Genomic DNA, 22,528 nt, shown 5'->3' on the forward strand with positions numbered 1-22,528 from the left:
ATGGATAAATCATGCAAGGCTTTGACCTGGAGCAGTTGCGCACGCTGGCGGCAGTCGTCGACGCAGGCAGCCTGACGGCCGCCGCGCCGCGCGTCTTTCTTTCGCAGTCGTCGGTCAGCGAGCAGATCCGCAAGCTGGAAGAGCGGGCCGGGCAGTCGCTGCTCACGCGCAGCAAGGCGGGCGTTTCACCCACTGAGGCGGGTGTGCGGCTGCTGGGCTATGCGCGGCGCATCCTGGCGCTGAGCGACGAGGCGTTTCGCGACCTGCATGGCGAGACGCTGCAGGGCGAACTGCGCCTTGCCGTCACCGACTACTTCCGGCCTGGCGACCTGACGCGGCTGCTGGGGCGGCTCGGCGAGAGTTATCCGCAGGTGCGGCTGCACGTCAGCATCATGAAGAGCGACGACCTGCGCGCTGCATATGCGCGGGGAGATTTCGATGTGGGGGTGGCGATGAACATCGCCGGGGTTTCCGCCGCACAGCCCCGGGCGTCGGTGATCCGGCGCGAATCGCTGGTGTGGCTGGGCGCTGCGGGCATGCGGCTCGTGCGCGGCGAGCCGGTGCGGCTGCTGGCATTGCCGGACACCTGCTCGCTGCATCAGTTCACCGTGGCGCTGTTGCGGCGCCGGCGGGTGCCCTATGCGTTGGCGCACGTGGCTTCGGGCGTGGCGGGGCTGCAATCAGCGCTGGCTGCGGGGCTGGGCGTGGCCTGTCTCAACGAATCGGCCATCAGCGACGGCGTGGCGCGGCTGGCCACTCCCCACGGGTTGCCGGCGCTGCCACGTGTGGCCTTCGAGTTCTTGCCCGGTCGCAGGGGAGAAACGGCGTTCGTGACCCGGGCCCGGGAGCTGCTGGCGACCCATCTGGTGTGAGCCCGGCCCTGGGGTGGCGCGGGATTTGCGTCACGTCTGCCATGGATGCGCCACCCCCTACCACCCCACCGGAATGGCTGCGCCATTCCCGTTTCGACGACGCGCAGGCGATCTTTTCGGGCACCTTGTTCGTCGCCATCGCCATGATGCTGTTCGGCCAGGCGGGCCTGCTCACGGGCGGCACGGCCGGCGTCGCGTTTCTGTTGCACTACGCCACCGGCGTGAGCTTCGGCAAGCTGTTCTTCCTGGTCAACCTGCCGTTCTACTGGTTCGCATGGCGCCACATGGGCCGGGCGTTCACGATCAAGACTTTCTCTGCGATTGCCTTGCTCTCGCTGATGACCGATTGGGCGCCGCGCTACCTGTCGATCGACTCCTTGCACCCGGCCTTTGCGGCCGTGCTCGGTGGCTTGCTGCTGGGCACTGGCTGTCTGTTCCTTGCCCGCCATCGCGCAAGTCTGGGCGGTGCGACCGTGTTGACGCTGTATCTGCAGGAAAAGCGCGGCTGGCCTGCTGGCAAGGTGCAGATCGGTATCGACTGCACGGTGGTGTTGCTTGCCCTGTTCGTGATTCCGCCGCAGCGTGTGGGGTGGTCGGTGCTGGCGGCTGTGGTTATGGGGCTGTTTCTCTGGATCAACCACAAGCCTGGAAGGTATGCGGCGACTTGAGCTTGCTGTTCCGGGGTGCGTGCGAATGACACCGGGTGCTCCCCTCCGCGAATGTCCCCCGCCTTCGGCCTCCTCCTTTATTTCGCTGCGGGGAGCACCCGATGCCATTCGCACATGGACGCAGCGCTTATGCCGGCCGATCGACCGCTGCGTCCATCGATCACGTCGATGGTGTGCTCTGCGCAGCGAAATAAAGGAGGAGGCCGCAGGCCGGGGGACATTCGCGGAGCAGAGTACGCCGTCGGCGTGATCGCTCCCCGAACAGCACCAAACAGCGTCAAGGCGCAACAGGCCAGGGCCGCTGCGGCTCCCGAATCTGCTCAAACGCACGCGAAACGCGCAGCACTCCGAGATCGTCGAAGCGCTGCCCCGCAATCTGAAGACCGATCGGCAATCCACTCGCCGAGTACCCGCAGTTGACCGAAGCCGCCGGCTGCTCCGACATGTTGAATGGCACCGTGAACCCGATGTGCTCCAGTGGCCGCAACGGGTCATTCGTGGGCGAGGGCGCCTCGGCCGCCGCCGGCATGTTCGGCGACACCGGCGAGATGACGTAGTCGAACCGCGCGCAGGCGCTCACCGCCGCCACGCGCGTCGCATGGAACTGGCTGAAGCTGCGGAACACGTGTTCGCCGCTGAATTCCGCCGCACTCTCAGCCCATTCGCGGATGTAGGGCAGCACCTTCGAGCGCTGGTCGGCGCGCAGGCCCTTCATGTCCACCAGCGAGCGCATGCGCCACAGGTGGTCCATGCCGTCGAGCAACGCCTGCGACATGAAAGGCTGCATCGGTTCGATGATGGCGCCTGCCTTTTCCAGCAGGCGTGCTGCGTGTTCGACCGCTGTCTGGATTTCAGGTTCTACCGCCAGTCCGCAGCCCGCGTCGAGCAGCAGGCCGATGCGCAGGCCGCGCAGATGGTCGGGGGACACGTCGAAGCCGGCCCAATCGATGTCCTGCGGCGGCAGGTTCATGCTGTCGCGCGCATCGGGCTTCGACAGCGCCTGCATCGCCAACGCGGCGTCGCCCACGGAGCGCGTCATCGGTCCTGCAGCGCGGCCCATGTACGGTGGATCGATCGGAATGCGCCCCAGGCTCGGCTTGAGCGTGAAGATGCCGCACCAGCTCGCGGGCAAGCGCAGCGAGCCGCCGATGTCCGTGCCCAGGTGCAGCGGGCCGTAGCCCGCGGCCGTTGCGGCGCCCGCACCCGCGCTGGAGCCGCCCGGCGTCAGGCGCAGATCCCACGGATTGCGTGCCAGCGTGTGAAAGCTCGACAAGCCCGAAGACAACATGCCGTAGTCCGGCATCGTCGTCTTGCTCACGATCACCGCGCCGGCTTCTTTCAAGCGTGCGGCTGGCGGCGCATCGGCAGCCGCGGGCTTCAGGTCGACAGCGGCAGTGCCGGCTGGCATCGGATCGCCGCGCGTTGCGATGTTTTCCTTGATGGTGGCCGGCACGCCGTCGAGCGGGCCGAGCGCATCGCCGCGCTGCCAGCGCACTTCCGAAGCGCGCGCCTGTTCGAGCGCGGCCTCGGGCCTGAAGAGCCAGGTGGCCTGCAGGTGCGGCTCCCAGCGCTCGATCTGAGCGATCACGGCCTGCGTGACCTCGACCGGCGAGAGCTTGCGGTCGCGGTAGGCCGCGGCAAGCTCCTGTGCGGACAGGTCGTTCAACCCCACGACAGCGCCGACAGGTCGTTCACGAAGATCGGGTTCTCTTTCCAGATGCCCTTGACGTTCTTCTTTGCGACGGTCGGGAACTGCGGCTGGTACAGGAAGCCGTTGGCCGCGTCGGTGGCCAGCAGCTTCTGCGCGTCGCCCAGCAGCTTGTTGCGCTCGGTGGCGTTGGCCGTGGACTTGATCTTGTCGAACAGCGTGTTGAAGGCCTTCGACTGGTAGCCCCAGTAGTAGTCCGACTTGGCGTAGTTGCCGAGATCGAAGGGCTCCACGTGCGAGACGATCGACAGGTCGTAGTCCTTGTTGCCGTAGGTGCCGCTGAGCCATTGGGCCCACTCCACGTTCTGCACCTTCACCGTGATGCCGATCTTTGCGAGCTCGGCCACGATCACCTCGCCGCCCTGGCGTGCATATGGAGGCGGCGGCAGCGTCATGGTGAGTTCGAGCGGCGTCTTCACGCCGGCTTCGGCCAGCAGCTTCTTGGCCTTCTCGATGTCGAAGGGGTTGATGCCCGTGGTGTCGACATAGCCCGCAGCACCCGGCACGTAGTGGCTGCCGATGGGCACGCCGAAGCCGTCGGCCGCGCCTTCGATCACGGCCTTGCGGTCGATGGCGGCAAGAATCGCGCGGCGCACGCGCACGTCGTCCAGCGGCTTCTTCTTGTTGTTGATCGAAAGAATCGTCTTGGCGCGCGAACCGGCCAGGATCACCTGGAACTGCGGGTTCGCCTTGAACTGCGGCACCACGCGCGTGCCGATGCGCGCGAACACGTCGACGTCGCCCGACAGCATGGCGGCGGCCTGCGCGGCGGTGTCGGAGATGAAGCGGAACGTGACCTTGTTGATCTTCGCGGTGGCGGGGCTGCGAAAGCCTTCCCACTTGCTCAGCGTGATCGACGAGCCCTTGGCCCAGCTGTCGAGCTTGTAGGGGCCGGTGCCGACCGGCTTGGTGGCGTTGCCCTCGGCGCTCTTGGGCTCGACGATCACGGCCGTGGCCTGGCCCAGCACGAAGGGCAGGTCGGGGTCGATCTCCTTGTTGATGATGACGACGGTGTAGTCGTCCACCACCTGCGTTGCGAGGTTGGCGAAGGTGCGCTTGTCCTTGTTGGTGCTCTTCTCGCCGCCAGCGCGGTCGAACGAGAACTTCACGGTGGCCGCATTGAAGGGCTCGCCGTTCTGGTACTTCACGCCGCGGCGGAGCTTGAAGGTGTAGGTCTTCAGGTCGGGCGAGATTTCCCAGCTCTCGGCCAGCAGCGGCGTGACGCTGCCGTCGGCGTTGATCTTGGTGAGCGTCTCGAGGATGTTGTAGTGCACCACCTCGGCGATGGCGGCGGCGGCGCCGGTGGTCGGGTCGAGCCCCGGCGGCTCGAGCGCCATGCCGATCACGATGGCGTCCTTCCGGCCCTGCGCCATGCCGGCAAGCGGGGTGGCCAGCGCAACGGTGGCGCCAGCGGTGGTGAGAAGGGTGCGGCGGTTCAACATACGTGTGATCTCCGGATAGACAACAAGCCAGGTTCGAATGACGACTGCTCCGGCGTGCGCCATGCCCCGAAGGGAGGCGCGACGCCGCGAAAGACACGACACGCAGCACGAAAGATGCCACGTGCGCAGCCGGTCATTCTCTCGCAGCGGGCGAGCCGGCGCGCGGCCCGCGGGGCGGTTTTTCCTCGGGACGTTCCCGTAGAGTCCCGCAACGAGGGGGTGCCCGGATCAGCCCCAGGACAGGGCCGCGATGTCGTTCACGAAGATCGGCGCGTCCTTCCACAGCCCGCGCAGGTTGCGCGCCGCCACGGTAATGAACTGCGGCTGGAACAGGAAGACGTTGGCCGCGTCTTCCGCCAGCAGCCGCTGCGCGTCGCCCAGGTAGCGCAGGCGGTCGGCGGCGCGCGCGGCGTTGCGCGCCTTGTCGAAGACCTCGTTGAACTTCGCCGACTGGTAGCCCCAGTAGTACTCGGGCTTGGTGTAGTTCACCAGGTCGAAGGGCTCGACGTGCAGGATCAGCGAGAGGTCGTAGTTCTTGTTGCCGTAGGTGCCGCTGATCCATTGCGCCCACTCGACGTTCTGGATCTTCGCGACGATGCCCACCTTGGCGAGCTGCGCAGCGATCAGCTCGCCGCCCTGGCGTGCATAGGGAGGGGGCGGAAGCACGAGTTCGAGTTCGAGCGGCGTCTTCACGCCGGCCTCGGCCAGCAGCTGCTTGGCCTTTTCGACGTTGTAGGGGTTGATGCCGGTGGTGTCGACATAGCCCGGCGCGCCCGGCACGTAGTGACTGCCAATGGGCACGCCCCGGCCGTCGACGGCGGCTTCGACCACCGCCTTGCGGTCGATGGCTGCGGAAATCGCGCGGCGCACGCGCACGTCGTCCAGCGGCTTGCGCTTGTTGTTGATGGCCAGGATGGTCTTGCCGCGCGAGGCGTTGAACACCACCTGGAAGCGCTTGTCGTTCTGGAACTGCGGCAGGCTGCGCGACACCGAAGCGTGCGGAAACAGATCGATGTCGCCCGAGAGCAGCGCTGTGGTCTGCGCGGCCGGCTCGGAGATGAAGCGGAAGCTGGCCTTGCGGATCTGCACCGTGTCGGCATTGCGCCAGCCGTCCCACTTGGCGAGCACGATGCCCGAGCCCTTGGACCAGCTGTCGAGCCTGTAGGGCCCGGTGCCGACCGGCTTGGTGGCGTTGGTCTCTACGGTCTTGGGCTCGACCTGGATTGCCGAGGCCTGGCCCAGCAGGAACAGCAGGTCGGGCTCGATCTCCTTCGTGATGAGCACCACCGTGTGCTCGTCGACCGCCTGCGTCGCGATGTTGGTGAAGGTGCGCTTATCCTTGTTGGTGCTGTTGGCCGCGGCCGCGCGGTCGAACGAGAACTTGACGCTCTGCGCATTGAAGGGCTCGCCGTTCTGGAACTTCACGCCGCGCCTGAGCTTGAAGGTGACGGTCTTCAGGTCGGGCGACACCTCCCAGCTGTCGGCCAGCAGCGGCGTGACATTGCCGTCGGAGTTGATTTTGGTGAGGGTTTCGAAGACGGTGTAGAGCACCACCTCGGCGATCTCGGCGCCGGCCTTGGCCGTGGGGTCGAGGCCCGTGGGCTCCAGCGTGAGGCCGATGACCAGCGCATCTTTTTTTCTCTGCGCCAGCGCGATGGTCGGCAGGGCCAGCGGTGTCAGGGCTGCGGCGCCGGTGGCGAGCAGGGTGCGTCGTTTGAGCATGAAGCGGTGTCCTCGGAACAGGGGGCAAGCATCATCCGCGAGAGCAGGGCGCCAGCGCAACCAGATGCTTATGACCCACTCATCCTAGAGACGGTGGGCGACGCTTCGGTGTCAGTCAGGCCGGCAGCAGCGTGCCGCCCGTGGGTGTGCGCGGCACCGCATCGAGCAGCGTGCGCGTGTACTCGTGCTGCGCGTGATGGAAGAGCTCGGCGGGCGGACCCTGCTCGACGATCTTGCCTTTCCACACCACGCAGACTTCGTCGCACAGGTGGTTGACCACCGCAAGGTCGTGGCTGATGAGCAGGTAGCTGATGCCGAACTGCTGCTGCAGGTCTTGCATGAGGTTGAGCACCTGGGCCTGCACGGATACGTCGAGCGCACTCACCGGCTCGTCGGCGACGATGAGCTTGGGGCGCGTGATGAGCGCGCGCGCAATCGCAATGCGCTGACGCTGTCCGCCCGAGAACTCGTGCGGGTACTTGTCCATGTCGGTGGTGCGCAGGCCAACCGCTGCCAATGCTTCGGAAGCGCGTTCGCGCTGCACGGCGCGGCTGGTCTCGGCCAGCGCTTCGAGCGGCTCGGCGACGATGCGCGCGACGGTCTGGCGCGGGTCGAGCGAACCGTAGGGGTCCTGGAACACCATCTGGAAATCGCGCCGCGCGGTGCGCAGTTCGGCCTTCGGCAGCGCATGCAGGTTGCGGCCTTCGAGCGAGACAGTGCCGGAGGTAGGCGTGTCGAGCGCCATCACGAGGCGCGCGATGGTCGACTTGCCCGAACCCGATTCACCGACGATGCCCACGCTCTTGCCGGCCTGCACCTCGAAGCTCACGCCGTTGAGCGCCTTCACGGTCGGCGGCGGGCCGAAGAGCTTTTCGCGCGGCAGTGCGTAGTGGCGTACGAGATCGGTGACCTGCAGCAGCGGTGAAGTGGTGGTCGCGCTCATGGTGCGATGGCCCCTTCCGTGGCGATCTCTTCGAGCCGGATGCAACGCACCGCGTGGTCCTGCGGCAGCATCGTCGCTGGCGGCCGGGTGGTCTTGCAGGCATCGACGGTGTAGCTGCATCGGCCCGCGAACGGGCAGCCCTTCGGCAGGTCGACCAGTTCGGGCACGCTGCCCTTGATGGTGGCCAGCCGCAGGCCGCGCGGTGCACCGATGGCGGGGCGTGCGGCGAACAGGCCCTGCGTGTAGGGATGGGCGCGGCGTGCGAACACCGCCTCGGTCGGGCCGCTCTCGACCACGCTGCCGCCGTACATCACGAGCATCTTCGAGACCGTCTGCGCGATCACGCCGAGGTCATGCGAGATCAGGATCAGCGCCATGCCGCGCTCGGCCACGAGGCTCTGGATCAGTTCGAGGATCTGCTTCTGGATGGTGACGTCGAGTGCGGTCGTCGGCTCGTCTGCAATCAGCAGGTCGGGGCCGCAGGCGAGCGCCATCGCGATGCCGATGCGCTGGCGTTGGCCACCCGAGAACTGGTGCGGGTAGGCATCGAGGCGCGAGGCGGCGTCGGGAATGCCCACGCGGTCGAGTAGCGCGAGCACTTCCTTGCGCGCATCGGCCTTCGAGAGGCCGCGGTGCAGCCGAAGCGGTTCGCCGACCTGGCGCGCGATGGTGTGCACCGGGTTCAGTGCCGTCATCGGCTCCTGGAAGATCATGCCGATGCGGTTGCCGCGGATCTGGCACATGGCTTTCTCGTCGCGGCCGATGAGCTCGGTGTCGTCGAAGCGGATGCTGCCCGTGACCTTCGCGGTCGAGGGCAGGAGGCCCATCAGCGACATCACGGTGATCGACTTGCCACAGCCCGATTCGCCGACGATACCCAGCGTTTCGCCGCGCTCGAGCGTGAAGCCGATGCCGCGCACGGCCTCGGCGGGGCCGCGCTGCGTCTGCAGTTCGATGTGCAGGTCTTTGACTTGGAGCAGGGGCATCTTGCTTACCTTGCCCGCGCCAGACGCGGATCGAGCAGGTCACGCAGCCCGTCGCCGAGCAGGTTCAGGCCGAGCACCGCGAGTGCGATGGCCATGCCGGGGAACACCGCGAGCAGGGGCGACTGGAACATCATCGTCTGCGCTTCGCTGAGCATGCGGCCCCACGAAGGTTGCGGCGGCTGTGTGCCCAGGCCCAGGTAGGAGAGGGCAGCCTCGGCGAGGATCGCGATGGCGAAGCGGATCGTGATCTGCACGATCAGCACGGCCGAGATGTTGGGCAGCACGTGCTGCATCGTGATCGCGAAGGGCCCCTTGCCGCAGGCACGCGCTGCGGCCACGTATTCGCGCGACCAGATCGCGTTAGCCGAGGCGCGCGTGATGCGCGCGAAGGTCGGGATGTTGTAGATGCCGATCGCGATGATCGCGTTGACGATGCCCGCGCCGAATACGGCGGTCATCATGATGGCCGAGAGGATCGCAGGGAAGGCGAGCGAGAAGTCGGTGAGCCGCATGATGGCTTCCTCGACCCAGCCGCGTTTTGCCGCCGCCAGCAGGCCCAGTGCGGTGCCGACCACGAGGCCGATGCCGACCGCGATCACGCCCACGAGGATCGACGCGCGCGCGCCGACCAGCAGCAGAGAAGCCACGTCGCGCCCGTAGGTGTCGGTGCCCAGCCAGTGCGCGCCTGTCGGCGGCTTCAGCTTGTTGGCCATGTCCATGTCGTAGGGCGACCAGGGCGTCCAGACCAGCGAAACGCCGGCGGCGAGCAGCAGGAGCAGCGTCAGCGCGCCGCCCAGCACGAAGCTGCGGTGATGCAATGCGCGGCGCCAGAAGCCGGGGACCTTGAGCGCAGCAGCGCTCGGAGCTGTGATCGCGTTCATATGTCGCTGGCCTTGATGCGCGGATCGATCACGGCATACAGCACGTCGACCACGAAGTTCACGATGACCACCATGGCCGCCAGCAGCATCACGCAGTTGCGCACCACGATCAGGTCGCGGTTGCTGATGGCCTGGAAGATCAGCCGGCCCAGGCCCGGCAGGTAGAAGACGTTCTCCACCACGATGGTGCCGGCCAGCAGCTCGGAGAACTGCATGCCCATCACGGTAATGACGGGGATCATGGCGTTGCGCAGCACGTGGGTCCACAGCACCGCACGTTGCGACACGCCCTTGGCGCGGGCGGTGCGCACGAAGTCTTCGCGCATCACTTCGAGTACGGCCGAGCGCGTGATGCGCGCGAGGATTGCTGCTTGAACAACGGCAAGAGACAGCGCCGGCAGCAGCAGCGACTTGATGCCCGAGAAGATGCCTTCGCTCCAGCCCTCGAAGCCGCCAGCGGAGAACCACTGCAGCTGCACCGAGAACACGAGGATCAGCAGGATGGCGAACCAGAAATTCGGAATGGCGATGCCGACCTGGGCCATGCCCATCAGGCCGACGTCGCCAAGCTTGTTGTGGCGGGCAGCGGCTGTGACGCCCACCAGCAATGCAATCACGACGGTGAGGGCCATCGCCAACATGGCCAGAGGCACGGTGAGCGCGAGGCGCTCCAGGATCAGGTCGAGCACCGGCGAGCTGTAGGCGTAGCTGTCGCCGAGGTTGCCGGTGAGCAGGCCGCCGATCCAGTGCCAGTAGCGGGTCCATGCGGGCTGGTCTAGGCCAAGCTTGGTGGCAAGCGCCGCGACGGCTTCGGGCGATGCGTCCGGCCCCATCAACATCTGCGCGGCGTTGCCTGGCAGGATCTCGAGGACGAGGAAAACGATGATCGAGGCGCCGATCAACGTGCCGATCAGCGTGGCGAGGCGCTTGAATAGAAACAGACTCATGGGGCGGGGCGCAGCATAACTGACTCCTGCAACAAGTGTGCCCTGAATGTGGCCTTTGTCATTCACGGGCGGCCCGCTTGGCCGAGCCCGCGATAATCGGGGGATGGCCCTCATGATCACCGACGAATGCATCAACTGCGATGTCTGCGAGCCCGAGTGCCCGAACGATGCGATCTACATGGGCGCGGAGTTCTACGAGATCGATCCGCACAAGTGCACCGAGTGCGTCGGCCATTTCGATGAGCCGCAGTGCGTGCAGATCTGCCCGGTGGCCTGTATTCCCCTGAACCCCGAGCACGTGGAAAGCCGCGAGACGCTGATGCAGAAGTACCAGCGTCTCACGGCGATCAAGGTGACGGCTGCTTCGACCGGCGCTTAGTCAGCCGATTTCCGCTTCTTTTTCTTGCGCTCAGGCGCGTCGCCGGCTGCCTTCGCGCTCTGGCCGCCGCTGAAGCTCATGCTGGACTTGCGCGGCTCGCTGGCCGCCTTGCGTGCGCGCTCCCGCTCCCTTTGCTCGGACATGGCAAGCCGTCTTTCCGCCAGGGCGGCGCTTCTTGCTTCGCGGGCGGCCCGCTGATCGCGGTCATTGGCCGCTTTCTCCTGCGACAGCCGGGTGCGTTCCAGGCGGTCGGCATGGGTCTGCGCGCTGCGGGTGCCGGCGTCGGCGGCCCGGCGGTCTTCGTCACTGCGGTGGTCGTTCACCTTCACCGTCTTGCCGCCTTCACAGGGCTGGTCGGAATAGGTGCTTCCGCAACGCCAGGTTTGAGCAGCGTTCTGGGCTGAGGCGCCCATGGATGTGGCGCAGGTTGCTATTGAAAATATAGCAATCACCGTCGCTCCGATTCTTTTTCTTCTCTTCTTCTCGCTCATTTTTTATTTCTCTCCCTCCTGCACTGCGATGGCCGGCTAGGTGGCGGCAGGCGCGCCTCCGTCGCCGGGCTCCCGCCGCGGCGGTTTGGGCCGGGGCGGTTTGCTCGTGTGAATGACCAGGGTCGCCTTCTCCATCTCGCCCGCTACCAGCGCGGGGATCGCGTGCAGGGTGCGAGTGATGGCGTCCTCGATCGCTTCGCGTTGTTCCTTGAGCGGCTTCTTGAGCACCCAGTTGACGACCTCCGACTTCACACCGGGGTGCCCAATGCCCAGGCGCAGCCGCCAGTAGTCGCCGGTGCCCAACTGCGCGTGGATGTCGCGCAGTCCGTTGTGGCCGGCATGGCTGCCGCCGAACTTGAGCTTGACCTGGCCCGGGACCACGTCGAGCTCGTCGTGCGCCACGAGGATTTCCTCGGGCGCGATCTTGAAGAAGCGGGCGAGGGCGGCCACCGACTTGCCCGACAGGTTCATGAAGGTCTGCGGCTCCAGCAGCCAGATGCTCTGGCCGCCGATGTTGGCGCGCGCGGCCAGGCCGTGGTAGCTGCGCTCGGGCACCAGATTGAGTTTCCAGTCGCGCGCGAGGGCGTCGATCCACCAGAAGCCCGCGTTGTGCCGCGTGGCTTCGTACTCAGGGCCCGGGTTTCCGAGGCCGACGAACAGCTTGATCATGGGCGGGATTATCCGTGTCGAGGCAGGCGCTCGTCGTGGACGTTTTGAATCATTCTGATACGATTTTCGGTGCCCGCCGCAACGCAATGTTCGACGGGGAAAACAGCAATTACAGCAACAGCACACCCCGTCTGGGGAGGAGAGAAATCATGACAGTTCAGTTCATGGCGCAGCCGCGTCATCGTTGGACGCGCCTGCTTGGTGCGCTAGCAACCGGCCTGATGGCCCTGGCAATGGTCGGCTGTGCCAGCCACTACGTAGATGGCAGCACGAAGGAAGTGGACGCAGCAACCTTCAGGAAGCCTGCGGCGCCTGCGCCAGTGCAGGTTCTTTTCGAGTTCGAGACAAAGGGTGTTTCCAACACACGCGCAACGGACGCGCTGAAGAAGCAGGTGGTCGAGCAGGTGCGTGGCAGTGGGTTGTTCTCGGCCGCGGATGAAAAGCCCGTGCCGAACGGCGCGTTGCTAGGGGTCAAGCTCAACAACGTGCCGATGCAGGACGACGCGTTCAGCAAGGGCTTCGCGACGGGCCTGACCTTCGGACTCGCGGGCTCGCAAGTCTCCGATGGCTACATCTGCACGGTGCAGTACATGGCGCCTGGCAAGGAGCCGGTGGTCAAGGTTGTGCGTCATGCGATTCACACGACGATTGGGGCCGCGGCGACACCAGGCAATTCCCGGAAGGCGAAAGACATCACCGATGCGGTGAACACCATGGTTCGGCAGATCGTCGGCAATGCGCTGAACGATCTATCGCGTGATCCCGCATTCAACTGAGCACGATGAAAGACGGCACCATGTCCTCGAGCCTCATTCGAAAATTTGCGCTCGCCGTTGCTGGCGCCACCCTTGTGCTGCTCACCGGTTGTGCGCAGGTCAAGCTGGCGGAGCCGTCAGCCAGCATCGACAACATCCAACTGGCAAAGTCTTCAGGTCTCGCGCCTGTGGCCGTAGGGGCCTTTGTGCCTGCGGCAGGCTTGCCGAAGAGCGTTGACCAAAGCGTGAGCATCCGCAGCAACACTTTCTTCTCGCCCTATGACAGTTCGTTTTCCAAGTACCTCCAGCAAACGCTGAGCGTCGAGTTGAAAGGGGCCGGCTTGCTCGAGTCGACGAGCAAGACGGTCATTGGCGGGCAGCTGACAAAGAGCACGGTCGAAGCGGGCGCATCGCAGGGCGCGGCCAGCCTGGGCGCGCGCTTCAATGTCAGTCGCGATGGCAATACCGTGTACGAGAAGGAACTGGTCGAGAACGACAACTGGCCGTCTTCTTTCGTCGGGGCTGTCGCGATTCCTGATGCAGTCAATCACTACACGGCGCTCTATCGCCGACTGGTGGCTCGTCTGTTCAAGGACGAGGCCTTCAGGGCAGCCGTCAAACCCTGAACATCAGCCCAAAAACAAAAACGCCCACTCGACGAGTGGGCGTTTTTAAGGTTGCAACGAGCGCGGTGCTCGTTCTTCGCAAGAGGGTTACTTCTTGGCAGGCGTCTTGGCAGCGGGGGTCTTGGCTGCAGGAGCAGCCTTGCCACCCTTGCCGGCCGGCGCTGCTGCGGCGGCTGCATCGGCAGCGCCTTCAGCGGGTGCGTCGACTTCTTCAGCCGCCGGCGACACGGCCGAAGCCAGCACCGGGTTGACCTTGCCGTGGCTGACCCACTTCACGCCCTTGGGCAGCTTGATGTCCTTCAGCGTGACGGTGCCGTTCTTCTTCAGGCCCGACAGGTCGACTTCGATGAACTCCGGCAGGTCGGTCGGCAGGCAGTTCAGTTCGAGTTCGGTCGTCACGTGATTGACCAGGTTCAGGTCGATCTTGACGGCTTCGGATTCTTCTTCACCCTTGAAGTGCAGCGGCACCTTCAGGGTCATGCGGGTCTTGGCATCGACGCGCTGGAAGTCGATGTGTTGCACCAGCTGGCGGAACGGGTGGTATTGCACGTCGCGCAGCAGAACCTTGCTGACGTTGCCGCCCAGTTCCATTTCGAGCACGCTCGAATGGAAGGCTTCCTTCTTCAGGGCGTGCCACAGCGCGTTGTGATCGATCTCGATCAGTTGCGGCTGGGTGTCGCCACCGTAGACGATGCCGGGGGTCTTGCCCGAGATGCGGAGACGGCGGCTCGCACCCGTGCCCTGCTTTGCGCGCTCAAAAGCGACGAATTTCATAACTAGCTCCTGTGAGAGTCCCACCGCGACCAGTGCGACTCCGGTTCAAAAAGGCTTCAGTAAGAAGCCCGCTCTTTGTCTCGGATCAGAACAGGTTGTCCTGGTCCGAGAACAGACTCATCACCGACTCGCCCTTGGCAATGCGCTGGATCGTTTCGGCGATCAGCGGTGCCACGGAGAGTTGGCGGATCTTTCCGCAGGCATTGGCGCCGTCGGAAAGGGGAATGGTGTTGGTCACGACCACTTCGTCGAGGGCCGAGCCCTGCGTGATGCGCTCGATGGCCGGGCCCGAGAAGATAGGGTGCGTGCAGTAGGCGTAGACGCTCTTGGCGCCGCGCTCTTTCAGCACTTCGGCTGCTTTGACCAGCGTGCCGGCCGTGTCGATCATGTCGTCCATGATCACGCAGTTGCGGCCGTCGATCTCGCCGATGACGTTCATGACTTCGCTGACGTTGGCCTTCGGACGGCGCTTGTCGATGATGGCGAGGTCGCAGTTCAATTGCTTGGCCAGCGCACGGGCGCGAACCACGCCGCCGACGTCGGGCGAGACCACGATCAGGTCTTCGTAGTTCTTCGCGCGCAGGTCACCGAGCAGCACCGGCGAGGCGTAGATGTTGTCGACGGGGATGTCGAAGAAGCCCTGGATCTGGTCGGCGTGCAGGTCCATCGTGAGCACGCGCTCGACACCGACGGTTTCCAGCAGGTTGGCCACGACCTTGGCCGAGATCGGCACGCGGCTCGAACGCGGGCGGCGGTCCTGGCGGGCATAGCCGAAATAGGGAATCACGGCGCTGATGCGTTCGGCCGAAGCGCGCTTGAGCGCGTCGACCATGATCAGCAGTTCCATCAGGTTTTCGTTGGTCGGTGCGCAGGTCGACTGCACCACGAACACATCGCGCGCCCGGACGTTTTGGTTGATCTCGACGGTGACTTCACCGTCGGAGAAGCGACCGACGCGTGCGGCGCCCAGCGAGGTGCCGAGGTTGTGCGCGATTTCTGCAGCAAGGCCCGGATTGGCGTTGCCGGTGAAAACCATGAAATCAGGGTGATTAGCCTGCATGAGCGCGTCCCGGCAGTGCAAATTGGCTTAGGAAGCCGCCAAAAGGTTTGTGATGCGTGGCGGCCGGTGAGCCGCCGATTATTGCAGCGGGTGGGCTGCAAAAGAAGACTGCGGCCGTTGGGCCGCAGTCGTTGAAGATTTGGCAGGGGAGAAAGGATTCGAACCTTTGCATGCTGGAATCAAAATCCAGTGCCTTAACCAGCTTGGCGACTCCCCTACACGGGTCGATGGTTTTCACCATCAACCGATATATGTCGCATCGAACCGAATGAACGGTCCGATCATCTTCAGGTTGCCCATCCCAAGAGCGGATGGACTTCCAGGTTGCTGCATTGACGAACCTGCCAGCCTTCGGGGGCTTCGAGCAGTTCCGCTTCCTGCGGCGCTTGCGGCATCTTCGCGAACACCGAACTTCCGGAGCCGGTCATCCGGGCCTTCAACCCCTGGGCGCCGAGCCATTCGATGGCGTCGGTGACGGCGGGGCAAAGTCGCTGGGCAACCGGCTGCAGGTCGTTGTGGCCGAAGTCGAAAACCGGGTTTCCCAGGTTCGTCGCTTCCAGCGATTCGCTATCTGCAGCAAAGCCCGAGATTATAGCAACAGGTGTGGCGCGTTGAAGATCGGAAGCCGAAAAAATTAATCGGGTATCGAGTCCCTCGGGTGGTTTGGCCACCGCGAAACGCGCCGACGGCAGTGTAACCGGTGTGATTTCCTCGCCGATGCCCTCGACCCACGCGTTGCGGCCGCCGAGGAAGAAGGGCACGTCGGCACCCAGCTTCAGGCCGATGTGGGCCAGCCGCGACAGGGGCAGGTTGAGCCCCCACAGGCGGTTCAGCGCGAGCAGGCAAGTGGCGGCATCCGAAGAGCCGCCGCCCATGCCCGCCTGGGCCGGCACATGCTTGGCCACGCCGATGTGAGCGCCCTGGCCAGGCGCGGCGAATGGCTGCAGGGCGCGTGCCGCGCGCAGGATCAGGTCGTCCGCGGGCAGTTCGGTCGTCAGGTCTTCGCGGCTTAGCTGCCCATCGCGCCGGAGTTCGACGTGCAGCGTGTCGCACCAGTCGATCAGCATAAAGACCGACTGCAGCAGGTGGTAACCGTCGTCGCGCCGGCCGGTGATGTGAAGGAAGAGATTGAGCTTGGCCGGCGCGGGAAGGTCGTAGATCGCCTTCATGACCGCTCGAACACGATGCGCAGGTCGGCCCGGGGGCTCGGCGATTCGCGCACGGCCTGCAGCCGTCCGTTGCCGAGTTGCGCAAGATCGGGCTTCCAGCCGGGGACGGGGTCGTTGCGGCCTGCGAGCCAGCCGAACAGCGCGCCGACCGGAATGGCAGCGCCGGTGGCGGCCTCGATCAGTTCGTCGACGGAGTCGAAGCGACGTGTCTTGCTGCCGTCCTTCAGCAGGGCCTCGCCCGGCGTCCAGTGCAGTTGCGCCAGCGTGCTGCCGATGGGCGTCGTGAGCGTCAAGTCGCCCGCGTCGGCGGAGCCGCGCAACTCGAACAGCGCAGCGAAGGTCTGCACCGGTTCGCTCTCGATGCGCAGCGACATCCGGCCGCTCCAGCTGTCCGAGGATTTCGGTGCGGAAGAGCCGCCCGACAGCTGCGCGCAGCCTGCCATCAGGAGAAAGGCCGCTCCACCCGCTGCCAGAAGGGTGCGGCGGCCGTGACCGGCCTGTGCTGGCGCGAATGCCCCTGCTGCCTGCGCCATGCTATGGCTTCACCCGCAGGCGTTTCAGCGTTTCCTGCAGCGTCTCGTTTTCGGCATCGCTCAGCAGGGCTTCTTTCCAGATCGTGACCGCGCGGTCTTTCTGGCCGGTGCTCCACAGGACTTCGCCGAAATGCGCGCCGATCTCGGGATCGGGCCGCGTCTTGTAGGCTGCTTCGAGGATGCGGATCGCCTCGGCCGTGTTGCCGAGCCGGAACTCGACCCAGCCCAGGCTGTCGGCGATGAACGGGTCTTCCGGCGCCAACTGCACCGCCTTCTGGATCAGCGTGCGTGCCTCGTCGAGCCGGATCTTGCGATCGGCGAACGAATAGCCCAGCGCGTTGTATGCGTTCTGGCTCTCGGGCTTGAGCTGGATGAGCCGGCGCAGCAGGCGCTCCATGTCGTCGAGGCGGTTGAGCTTCTCGGCGACCATGGCCTGGTCATAGACGAGGTCGCCGTCGTCCGGCGCCGCCACCGAGGCCTGGGCGAGCATGTCGTAGGCCGCCTGGAATTGCTTTGCATCGCGCAGCAGTTGCACTTCGGCGAGGAATTTCTGCTTCTTGTCGTCGGGCGTGCGCTCGGGCAGGCCGCGGATGATTTCGCGCGCCTGGGGCAGCTTGCCCTGGCGGGCCAGCAGGGCTGCGCGGCGGGTTTGCGCGGCTACCAGTTCGTCGGGGCCGTCGACGCGCGCGAGCCAGCGCTCGGCTGCCGTGAAGTCCTTGCGCCGTTCCGCCAGTTGCGACAGCGCAAAGTACGCCTGCGATACGCCGCGCTTGCGGTCGGCGGCGTCATTGACATCGCCGTCGGCGTCCTTGTTGGCGCTGCGGCTGCCCGACAGTTCGATGAAGCGCTTGATCGAAGTCTCGGCCGCGGCGTCCTGTTTGGCCTGCATCTGGAGGCTGCCGAGCAGCAGCCATGGCTCAGCAAGTTCGGGCCGCGACGTGGTCACTGCCTGGAGTTGCGTGGTGGCATCGTTGAAGCGCCGGTCCTCGACGAGCGCGCGGGCGTAGGCAATGCGCAGGTCGGGCGTGGCCTTCGGGTTGTTGTTCAGGTAGCGCGTGACGATTGGCTCGGCGAGCGGCTGGCCGGGGTCGATCATTTCGAGCGCCAGTGCAGCGGGTGCATCGGAGCTTGGGTCGATCTCCTGGCCCTTGCGCGCGGCTTCCAGTGCGCCGGAAGCATCGCCTGCATTGAGGCGCAGCCGGCCGACGGTGGCCCAGGCCAGTCCGCCGGTGGTCGGGTTCTTCAGCTCGTCGACCAGGGCCTGTTCGACCACCGAGGCGGCCAGCTTCTTGTCGGCGGCGCGCGAGTAATTGCGCGCGATCACGGCCATCAGCAGCGGGCGTTCGATCTGCGACGTGGCCGCCACTTCGGCGCGCAGCGGCTCGACGGTTTCGCTGATGCGGTTCAGCGCAATAAGGATCTGCAGTTCGATGCGGCGTGCATCACGCGAAGTCGGCAGGGCTTCCTGCCAGGCGCGTGCCGCGGCGAGTGCCGCATCGCCGGAGCGCGATTGCAGGGCGATCTCGACCGCGCGCTGGAACAGCTTGCCGTCGCGCAGCCGGCGGGCGGCATCGAGCACCAGCGCGTAGCCGGAGCCGGGGTCGCCGGAGCGGGCGGTCATTTCGCCCATAAGGATTTCGTAGAACAGGTCGGCCGTCAGCGCGGAGGGCTGCGGTGCGGGTTCGCTGGCGGCCTTGGCCGTGATGGGCTTGGGCCTTGTCGAGGGCTTCGGCTGTGCCGATTGTTCGATGGTCAGCGCGGGGCCGTTGGGGGTTGCAGGAGCGGGAGATTGTGCGTGGGCGGCACAAGCCAGCAAGGCGAGAGACGCGGCCGCCGCAAGGCGGTGTCGGCGGGGCGAAAGATTCATCTGACCATAATAATCCAGGCTTTTGAACGAACCTTGCGTGGGGCTTAGTCAACGCCGCATTTGCCGGAGATTTACTTTTCATGCCTGAGCTTCCCGAAGTCGAAGTCACCCGTCGCGGCTTTGCCGACCGCATTGCGGGCGCGCGCATCGACGCAGTGCGCATCGGCAAGCCTCTGCGCTGGGCCCTGATGGTGCTGCCCGAGGCGCTGGTCGGGCGGCAGGTGCACGAGGTGCGGCGGCGCGGCAAGTACCTGCTGATCGATCTCGATCGCGGCATCCTGCTGCTGCACCTGGGCATGTCGGGCAGCCTGCGTTTCGACACGGCATTGCCGCCGCCTGGGCCGCACGATCATTTCGACCTGGTCACGGACCGAGGCACGCTACGGCTCAACGACCCGCGCCGCTTTGGCGCCGTGGTCTACGTGGAGGACGAGGCCGCCCCGTGGGCCATCAAGTTGCTCGGCGGCCTTGGCATGGAGCCGCTGGGCGATGCCTTCGATCTCGACGCCTTCCACGCCGGCCTGAAGAAGCGAAAGAGCGCCGTCAAGCAGGTGCTGCTGGCGGGCGACGTGGTGGTGGGCGTGGGCAACATCTACGCGTCGGAGGCGCTGTTCCAGGCTGGCATCCGGCCGACGCTGTCGGCGGCGCGCATCAGTCGTCCGCGGGCGGCCAGGCTTCACGCAGCCGTGCGCGAAATCCTGGCCCGGGCGGTGGAGAAGGGCGGCAGCACGCTACGAGATTTCTCCAATGTGGACGGACAGAATGGCTATTTCCAGCTTGAAGCGACCGTTTATGGCCGTGCCGGCGAGCCCTGTCGGGTTTGTGCAACGCCGATCCGGCAGCTGCGCCAGGGGCAGCGCTCCACCTACTATTGCCCCAATTGTCAGAAGTAGGCGCCGGGTCCAGATGCCGGATTCAGACGTGGATCTCAGGAGAAACAATTTGGAGACGTTGGTTGGTCGCCTCCCGATGCTATATTTGTAAATTGTTTCTTACATATTTCCCTTGAGCCGCTCCTTCAACCAACAACTCGATCAGCACGGTGCGTGGCGGAGCAATTTCGCCCACCGGCTGCAGTGGCTGTCCCGCTGGCTGACCGAGAACGAGCTGCTCGACCAGGCAGTGGCGGAGCGCCTGCGCGGGCTCGAAACGCAGATCCGCACCAGCAAGGTCATGGTCGCCTTCGTGGCCGAGTTCTCGCGCGGCAAGTCGGAGCTGATCAACGCGATCTTCTTCGCCGGCTACGGGCGGCGCATCATGCCCGCGAGCGCCGGCCGCACGACGATGTGTCCGACCGAGCTGGGCTACGACGCCGCGCTCGCGCCCAAGCTGCGCCTGCTGCCAATCGAAACCCGCTTGGAGCCACACTCGCTGGCCCATTGGCGCGAAAAGCCAATGCGTTGGACCGAGATCGCCATCGACGTCGGCAACGCCGAGCATCTGGCGCAGGCCATGAGCAAGGTGGCCGAGGTGCGCTGGGTCGCCAAGGATGAAGCGCGCACGCTGGGCTTCTGGAACGAGGACACCCCCGACGACAACCCGGTGCAGGACGCTGAAGGCCGCGTCGAAATCCCGCGCTGGCGCCATGCGGTGCTGAACATGCCGCACCCGCTGCTGGAGCAGGGGCTGGTGATTCTCGACACCCCGGGCCTGAACGCGATCGGCGCCGAGCCCGAACTCACGGTGAGCCTGATTCCGCAGGCGCACGCCGTGGTCTTCATCCTGGGCGCCGAAACCGGCGTGACGCGCTCCGACCTTTCCATCTGGCGCGAGCACCTGATCACCGAGGACGAAGGCAACGACACGCGCTTCGTGGTGCTCAACAAGATCGACACGATGTGGGACACGCTGAGCACGCCCTCGCACATCGAGCAGCAGATCGAACGCCAGCGCGAAGGCGCGGCCCGTTTGCTCGAAGTGCCGCTGGCGCAGGTGCTGCCGGTGTCCGCGCAAAAAGGGCTGCAGGCCAAGATCCAGCACGACGGCCAGCTGCTGCAGGCCAGCCGCCTGCCGGCGCTCGAATCGTTGCTGGCTGAAGGCGTGCTTGGCAAGCGCGAAACCATGCTGCGGCTCGCGGTCGACGCGGGCATGACGGCGCTGCGCGCCGAGGCCGAACGCATCCTGAAAGTGCGCCAGCGCGACCTGGCCGAGCAGGCGCTCGAACTGCAGGGGCTGCGCGGCAAGAACGTCTCGGTGATTCGCCACATGCGTGCGCGCATCGACCAGGAACATGCCGAGTTCGAAGGCAGCAACACGCGCATCCTGGCGCTGCGCTCGGTGCAGGGCAAGCTGCTGCGCGAGGTGTATGCCGTGCTCGGCCGCACCGCGCTGAAAGCCGACATGGTGCGGCTGTCGGCCGCGCTCAAGCGGCCCGGCGTCAAGTTCAACGTCCGCAAGGTGTACGGCGAGACTTTCGATTCGCTGCGCAACAACCTGCGCGAGGTGCAGGCGACCACGGCCGAAATCCAGTCGATGCTGCACGCCACCTTCCGCCAGTTGAATGCCGAGCAGGGCTTCACCCTGCAGGCGCCGGCCGAGCCCGATCTGACGGGCTTCGAGCAGGAGCTTGGGCAGATCGAGCGCAGCCACATCCACTACCTGGGCGTGGGCAACCTGCTGAAGCTTGCGCAGGCCGACTTCTGCGACAAGCTGGTTCGCGCGCTGGCCAGCCGGCTGCGGCTCGTCAACGAAGCAGCCATGACCGAGGTCGAGCGCTGGAGCAAGGGCGCGAGCGCGCAGATCGACGCGCAGCTCAAGGAGCGCCGCCGCAACTTCAGCAAGCGCATCGAGGCCATTGAGCGCATCCAGAGCGCGGCGGGCAACCTCGACGAACGGCTGATCGAACTGGCTGCGCAAGAGAGCAATCTCGCCGAGCTTCATGTGCAGCTGCGCGAGTTCACTTCGCTGATAGCGCAGCACGGAAAGCCGCAGGTCGCGGCCACTGTCGGCGAACTGCGTGCGGCCTGAAGCTTCCGCCTCCACGGCGGTTGCTGGCTTGCAATTGCCCCCGGATTTCGCTGCGCAGATCGTGAGCTGGCAGCGCAGCCACGGGCGCAGCCAGTTGCCTTGGCAGAACACCCGCGACCCGTACCGCGTTTGGCTGTCGGAGGTGATGCTCCAGCAGACGCAGGTGTCGACGGTGCTCGGTTACTTCGCGCGCTTTCTCGAACGCTTTCCCGACGTGAAGGCGCTGGCCGCCGGCACCGAGGACGAGGTATTCGGGCTCTGGAGCGGGCTGGGCTACTACAGCCGCGCGCGCAACATGCACCGCTGCGCGCAGGAAGTCGTCGCGCGCTTCGGCGGCGAGCTTCCGCGCACTGCCGCCGAGCTCGTCACCTTGTCCGGCATCGGCCGCTCGACCTCGGCCGCCATTGCCGCCTTCTGCTTCGGCGAGCGCGTGGCGATCCTCGACGGCAACGTGAAGCGCGTGCTGACGCGCGTTCTCGGCTTTGCGGGCGACATGTCTTCGACGGCGCAGGAGCGTGCGCTGTGGGATCTGGCAACGCAATTGCTGCCGCCGGCAGAGCAGAAGGAAGCCATCGCGAGCTACACGCAAGGCGTGATGGACCTGGGCGCCACGGTGTGCCTGCCGCGCAAGCCGAGCTGCATGATCTGCCCGGTCAACAAGACCTGCGCGGCCCTGCGGGAAGGCGCGCCGGAGCGCTACCCCGTCAAGACCCGCAAGCTCAAGCGCAGTGCCCAGTCGCTCTGGCTGCTGCTGGCGCGCGACGCGCAAGGCCGTGTGTGGCTGGAGAAGCGGCCGTCGAAGGGCATCTGGGCCGGGCTCTATTGCCTGCCCGTGTTCGACAGCCGCGAAGATCTTCTGGCTGCACTGCCGATGGCCGCGCGACGCGGCGTGCAGGACCTGCCGGCCTTCGTGCATGTGCTGACCCACAAGGACCTTCACCTGCATCCGGTGCAGCTTCAGGGCAGCCAGCCGCAAGGCGATGGCGCGCGCTGGGTCGAGGCCGAGGAGTGGGGCCGGCTGGGCCTGCCGGCGCCGATGCGCAAGCTGCTGGAGAGCAGCGAGGCCTAG

The 22,528-nt window shown here is 65.8% G+C and carries 22 protein-coding genes and 1 tRNA gene; 8 read left to right on the top strand and 15 right to left on the bottom strand.

Going from position 1 to position 22,528, the window contains the following annotated elements:
* The first annotated feature begins 11 nt into the window (after window positions 1-11).
* On the top strand, window positions 12-872 hold the full coding sequence (locus NWF24_RS03865; protein ID WP_258353067.1) for a LysR family transcriptional regulator: 861 nt from the start codon (window positions 12-14) through the stop codon (window positions 870-872).
* 41 nt (window positions 873-913) lie between these two features.
* Entirely contained in the window at window positions 914-1,540 is a 627-nt protein-coding gene (locus tag NWF24_RS03870) for a YitT family protein (protein WP_093059890.1), read from the top strand.
* A 277-nt stretch (window positions 1,541-1,817) separates the two neighbouring features.
* Here NWF24_RS03870 and NWF24_RS03875 read toward each other — a convergent pair whose 3' ends face one another.
* From NWF24_RS03875 to NWF24_RS03905, 7 genes are all read right to left on the bottom strand, one after another.
* Window positions 1,818-3,212: an amidase gene (locus NWF24_RS03875; protein ID WP_258353068.1), complete on the bottom strand. Its 1,395-nt coding sequence runs from the start codon at window positions 3,210-3,212 to the stop codon at window positions 1,818-1,820.
* Window positions 3,203-4,690, bottom strand: a complete 1,488-nt coding sequence (locus NWF24_RS03880; RefSeq protein ID WP_258353069.1) for an ABC transporter substrate-binding protein — start codon at window positions 4,688-4,690, stop codon at window positions 3,203-3,205. Before NWF24_RS03880 ends, NWF24_RS03875 begins: the two co-directional genes overlap by 10 nt.
* A gap of 228 nt (window positions 4,691-4,918) precedes the next feature.
* The gene (locus tag NWF24_RS03885; protein ID WP_258353070.1) at window positions 4,919-6,412 is read right to left on the bottom strand and encodes an ABC transporter substrate-binding protein; all 1,494 of its coding nucleotides are present in this window, start codon (window positions 6,410-6,412) and stop codon (window positions 4,919-4,921) included.
* Between the two features lie 115 nt (window positions 6,413-6,527).
* On the bottom strand, window positions 6,528-7,355 hold the full coding sequence (locus NWF24_RS03890) for an ATP-binding cassette domain-containing protein (RefSeq protein ID WP_258353071.1): 828 nt from the start codon (window positions 7,353-7,355) through the stop codon (window positions 6,528-6,530).
* Window positions 7,352-8,341 carry an ABC transporter ATP-binding protein gene (locus NWF24_RS03895; RefSeq protein ID WP_258353072.1) on the bottom strand — a complete coding sequence of 330 codons (990 nt, stop codon included), beginning with the start codon at window positions 8,339-8,341 and terminating at the stop codon, window positions 7,352-7,354. Before NWF24_RS03895 ends, NWF24_RS03890 begins: the two co-directional genes overlap by 4 nt.
* Before the next feature lie 5 nt (window positions 8,342-8,346).
* Window positions 8,347-9,222, bottom strand: coding sequence for an ABC transporter permease (locus NWF24_RS03900; RefSeq protein ID WP_258353073.1), 876 nt, complete (start codon window positions 9,220-9,222; stop codon window positions 8,347-8,349).
* The gene (locus NWF24_RS03905) at window positions 9,219-10,169 is read right to left on the bottom strand and encodes an ABC transporter permease (RefSeq protein WP_258353074.1); all 951 of its coding nucleotides are present in this window, start codon (window positions 10,167-10,169) and stop codon (window positions 9,219-9,221) included. The genes NWF24_RS03900 and NWF24_RS03905 overlap by 4 nt, the downstream gene beginning before the upstream one ends.
* A gap of 103 nt (window positions 10,170-10,272) precedes the next feature.
* On the opposite strand from NWF24_RS03905, the gene NWF24_RS03910 reads away from it, so the two are divergent.
* The gene (locus NWF24_RS03910) at window positions 10,273-10,548 is read left to right on the top strand and encodes a YfhL family 4Fe-4S dicluster ferredoxin (RefSeq protein ID WP_093059717.1); all 276 of its coding nucleotides are present in this window, start codon (window positions 10,273-10,275) and stop codon (window positions 10,546-10,548) included.
* Here NWF24_RS03910 and NWF24_RS03915 read toward each other — a convergent pair.
* Entirely contained in the window at window positions 10,545-11,039 is a 495-nt protein-coding gene (locus NWF24_RS03915; protein ID WP_258353075.1) for a hypothetical protein, read from the bottom strand. The two genes, NWF24_RS03910 and NWF24_RS03915, sit on opposite strands and share 4 nt — an antisense overlap.
* A gap of 36 nt (window positions 11,040-11,075) precedes the next feature.
* Window positions 11,076-11,708, bottom strand: a complete 633-nt coding sequence (gene pth / locus NWF24_RS03920; protein ID WP_258353076.1) for an aminoacyl-tRNA hydrolase — start codon at window positions 11,706-11,708, stop codon at window positions 11,076-11,078.
* A 35-nt stretch (window positions 11,709-11,743) separates the two neighbouring features.
* On the opposite strand from pth, the gene NWF24_RS03925 reads away from it, so the two are divergent.
* Window positions 11,744-12,484 carry a YgdI/YgdR family lipoprotein gene (locus tag NWF24_RS03925; protein WP_258353077.1) on the top strand — a complete coding sequence of 247 codons (741 nt, stop codon included), beginning with the start codon at window positions 11,744-11,746 and terminating at the stop codon, window positions 12,482-12,484.
* Window positions 12,485-12,489: 5 nt separating this feature from the next.
* A complete protein-coding gene (locus tag NWF24_RS03930) occupies window positions 12,490-13,089 on the top strand; it encodes a hypothetical protein (protein WP_258353078.1) in 600 nt (199 codons plus the stop codon).
* An 87-nt stretch (window positions 13,090-13,176) separates the two neighbouring features.
* On the opposite strand, the gene NWF24_RS03935 is transcribed toward NWF24_RS03930, so the two are convergent.
* The 6 genes from NWF24_RS03935 to NWF24_RS03960 all read right to left on the bottom strand — a co-directional run bounded on the left by NWF24_RS03935 (window position 13,177) and on the right by NWF24_RS03960 (window position 18,492).
* Window positions 13,177-13,863, bottom strand: a complete 687-nt coding sequence (locus NWF24_RS03935) for a 50S ribosomal protein L25/general stress protein Ctc (protein WP_093059712.1) — start codon at window positions 13,861-13,863, stop codon at window positions 13,177-13,179.
* A gap of 85 nt (window positions 13,864-13,948) precedes the next feature.
* On the bottom strand, window positions 13,949-14,923 hold the full coding sequence (locus tag NWF24_RS03940; protein ID WP_081269883.1) for a ribose-phosphate pyrophosphokinase: 975 nt from the start codon (window positions 14,921-14,923) through the stop codon (window positions 13,949-13,951).
* A gap of 140 nt (window positions 14,924-15,063) precedes the next feature.
* A tRNA-Gln gene (locus NWF24_RS03945) sits at window positions 15,064-15,140 on the bottom strand.
* 70 nt (window positions 15,141-15,210) lie between these two features.
* A complete protein-coding gene (ispE, locus tag NWF24_RS03950; protein WP_258353079.1) occupies window positions 15,211-16,092 on the bottom strand; it encodes a 4-(cytidine 5'-diphospho)-2-C-methyl-D-erythritol kinase in 882 nt (293 codons plus the stop codon).
* Window positions 16,089-16,625 carry a lipoprotein insertase outer membrane protein LolB gene (locus tag NWF24_RS03955; RefSeq protein WP_258353080.1) on the bottom strand — a complete coding sequence of 179 codons (537 nt, stop codon included), beginning with the start codon at window positions 16,623-16,625 and terminating at the stop codon, window positions 16,089-16,091. Before NWF24_RS03955 ends, ispE begins: the two co-directional genes overlap by 4 nt.
* 1 nt (window position 16,626) lies before the next feature.
* On the bottom strand, window positions 16,627-18,492 hold the full coding sequence (locus NWF24_RS03960; RefSeq protein WP_258353081.1) for a tetratricopeptide repeat protein: 1,866 nt from the start codon (window positions 18,490-18,492) through the stop codon (window positions 16,627-16,629).
* A gap of 80 nt (window positions 18,493-18,572) precedes the next feature.
* Between NWF24_RS03960 and mutM the strand changes: the two genes are divergently transcribed.
* The 3 genes from mutM (at window position 18,573) to mutY (ending at window position 22,528) form a co-directional block, all read left to right on the top strand.
* The gene (gene mutM, locus NWF24_RS03965; protein WP_258353082.1) at window positions 18,573-19,385 is read left to right on the top strand and encodes a bifunctional DNA-formamidopyrimidine glycosylase/DNA-(apurinic or apyrimidinic site) lyase; all 813 of its coding nucleotides are present in this window, start codon (window positions 18,573-18,575) and stop codon (window positions 19,383-19,385) included.
* Window positions 19,386-19,497: 112 nt separating this feature from the next.
* Window positions 19,498-21,459, top strand: coding sequence for a dynamin family protein (locus NWF24_RS03970; RefSeq protein WP_258353083.1), 1,962 nt, complete (start codon window positions 19,498-19,500; stop codon window positions 21,457-21,459).
* A 34-nt stretch (window positions 21,460-21,493) separates the two neighbouring features.
* Window positions 21,494-22,528, top strand: coding sequence for an A/G-specific adenine glycosylase (gene mutY, locus NWF24_RS03975; protein ID WP_258355233.1), 1,035 nt, complete (start codon window positions 21,494-21,496; stop codon window positions 22,526-22,528).

Origin of the sequence: Variovorax paradoxus (assembly GCF_024734665.1) — a bacterium.
In the GTDB taxonomy this organism is placed as follows: Bacteria; Pseudomonadota; Gammaproteobacteria; order Burkholderiales; family Burkholderiaceae_C; genus Variovorax.

Coding starts and splice junctions, on each gene's coding strand:
- NWF24_RS03905 (WP_258353074.1), bottom strand. CDS start 10,169: ATGAGTCTGTTTCTATTCAAGCGCCTCGCCACGCTGATCGGCACGTTG.
- NWF24_RS03885 (WP_258353070.1), bottom strand. CDS start 6,412: ATGCTCAAACGACGCACCCTGCTCGCCACCGGCGCCGCAGCCCTGACA.
- ispE (WP_258353079.1), bottom strand. CDS start 16,092: ATGAAGGCGATCTACGACCTTCCCGCGCCGGCCAAGCTCAATCTCTTC.
- NWF24_RS03915 (WP_258353075.1), bottom strand. CDS start 11,039: ATGAGCGAGAAGAAGAGAAGAAAAAGAATCGGAGCGACGGTGATTGCT.
- NWF24_RS03940 (WP_081269883.1), bottom strand. CDS start 14,923: ATGCAGGCTAATCACCCTGATTTCATGGTTTTCACCGGCAACGCCAAT.
- NWF24_RS03910 (WP_093059717.1), top strand. CDS start 10,273: ATGGCCCTCATGATCACCGACGAATGCATCAACTGCGATGTCTGCGAG.
- NWF24_RS03865 (WP_258353067.1), top strand. CDS start 12: ATGCAAGGCTTTGACCTGGAGCAGTTGCGCACGCTGGCGGCAGTCGTC.
- pth (WP_258353076.1), bottom strand. CDS start 11,708: ATGATCAAGCTGTTCGTCGGCCTCGGAAACCCGGGCCCTGAGTACGAA.
- mutM (WP_258353082.1), top strand. CDS start 18,573: ATGCCTGAGCTTCCCGAAGTCGAAGTCACCCGTCGCGGCTTTGCCGAC.
- NWF24_RS03900 (WP_258353073.1), bottom strand. CDS start 9,222: ATGAACGCGATCACAGCTCCGAGCGCTGCTGCGCTCAAGGTCCCCGGC.
- NWF24_RS03930 (WP_258353078.1), top strand. CDS start 12,490: ATGAAAGACGGCACCATGTCCTCGAGCCTCATTCGAAAATTTGCGCTC.
- NWF24_RS03890 (WP_258353071.1), bottom strand. CDS start 7,355: ATGAGCGCGACCACCACTTCACCGCTGCTGCAGGTCACCGATCTCGTA.
- NWF24_RS03935 (WP_093059712.1), bottom strand. CDS start 13,863: ATGAAATTCGTCGCTTTTGAGCGCGCAAAGCAGGGCACGGGTGCGAGC.
- NWF24_RS03870 (WP_093059890.1), top strand. CDS start 914: ATGGATGCGCCACCCCCTACCACCCCACCGGAATGGCTGCGCCATTCC.
- NWF24_RS03895 (WP_258353072.1), bottom strand. CDS start 8,341: ATGCCCCTGCTCCAAGTCAAAGACCTGCACATCGAACTGCAGACGCAG.
- NWF24_RS03960 (WP_258353081.1), bottom strand. CDS start 18,492: ATGAATCTTTCGCCCCGCCGACACCGCCTTGCGGCGGCCGCGTCTCTC.
- NWF24_RS03955 (WP_258353080.1), bottom strand. CDS start 16,625: ATGGCGCAGGCAGCAGGGGCATTCGCGCCAGCACAGGCCGGTCACGGC.
- NWF24_RS03880 (WP_258353069.1), bottom strand. CDS start 4,690: ATGTTGAACCGCCGCACCCTTCTCACCACCGCTGGCGCCACCGTTGCG.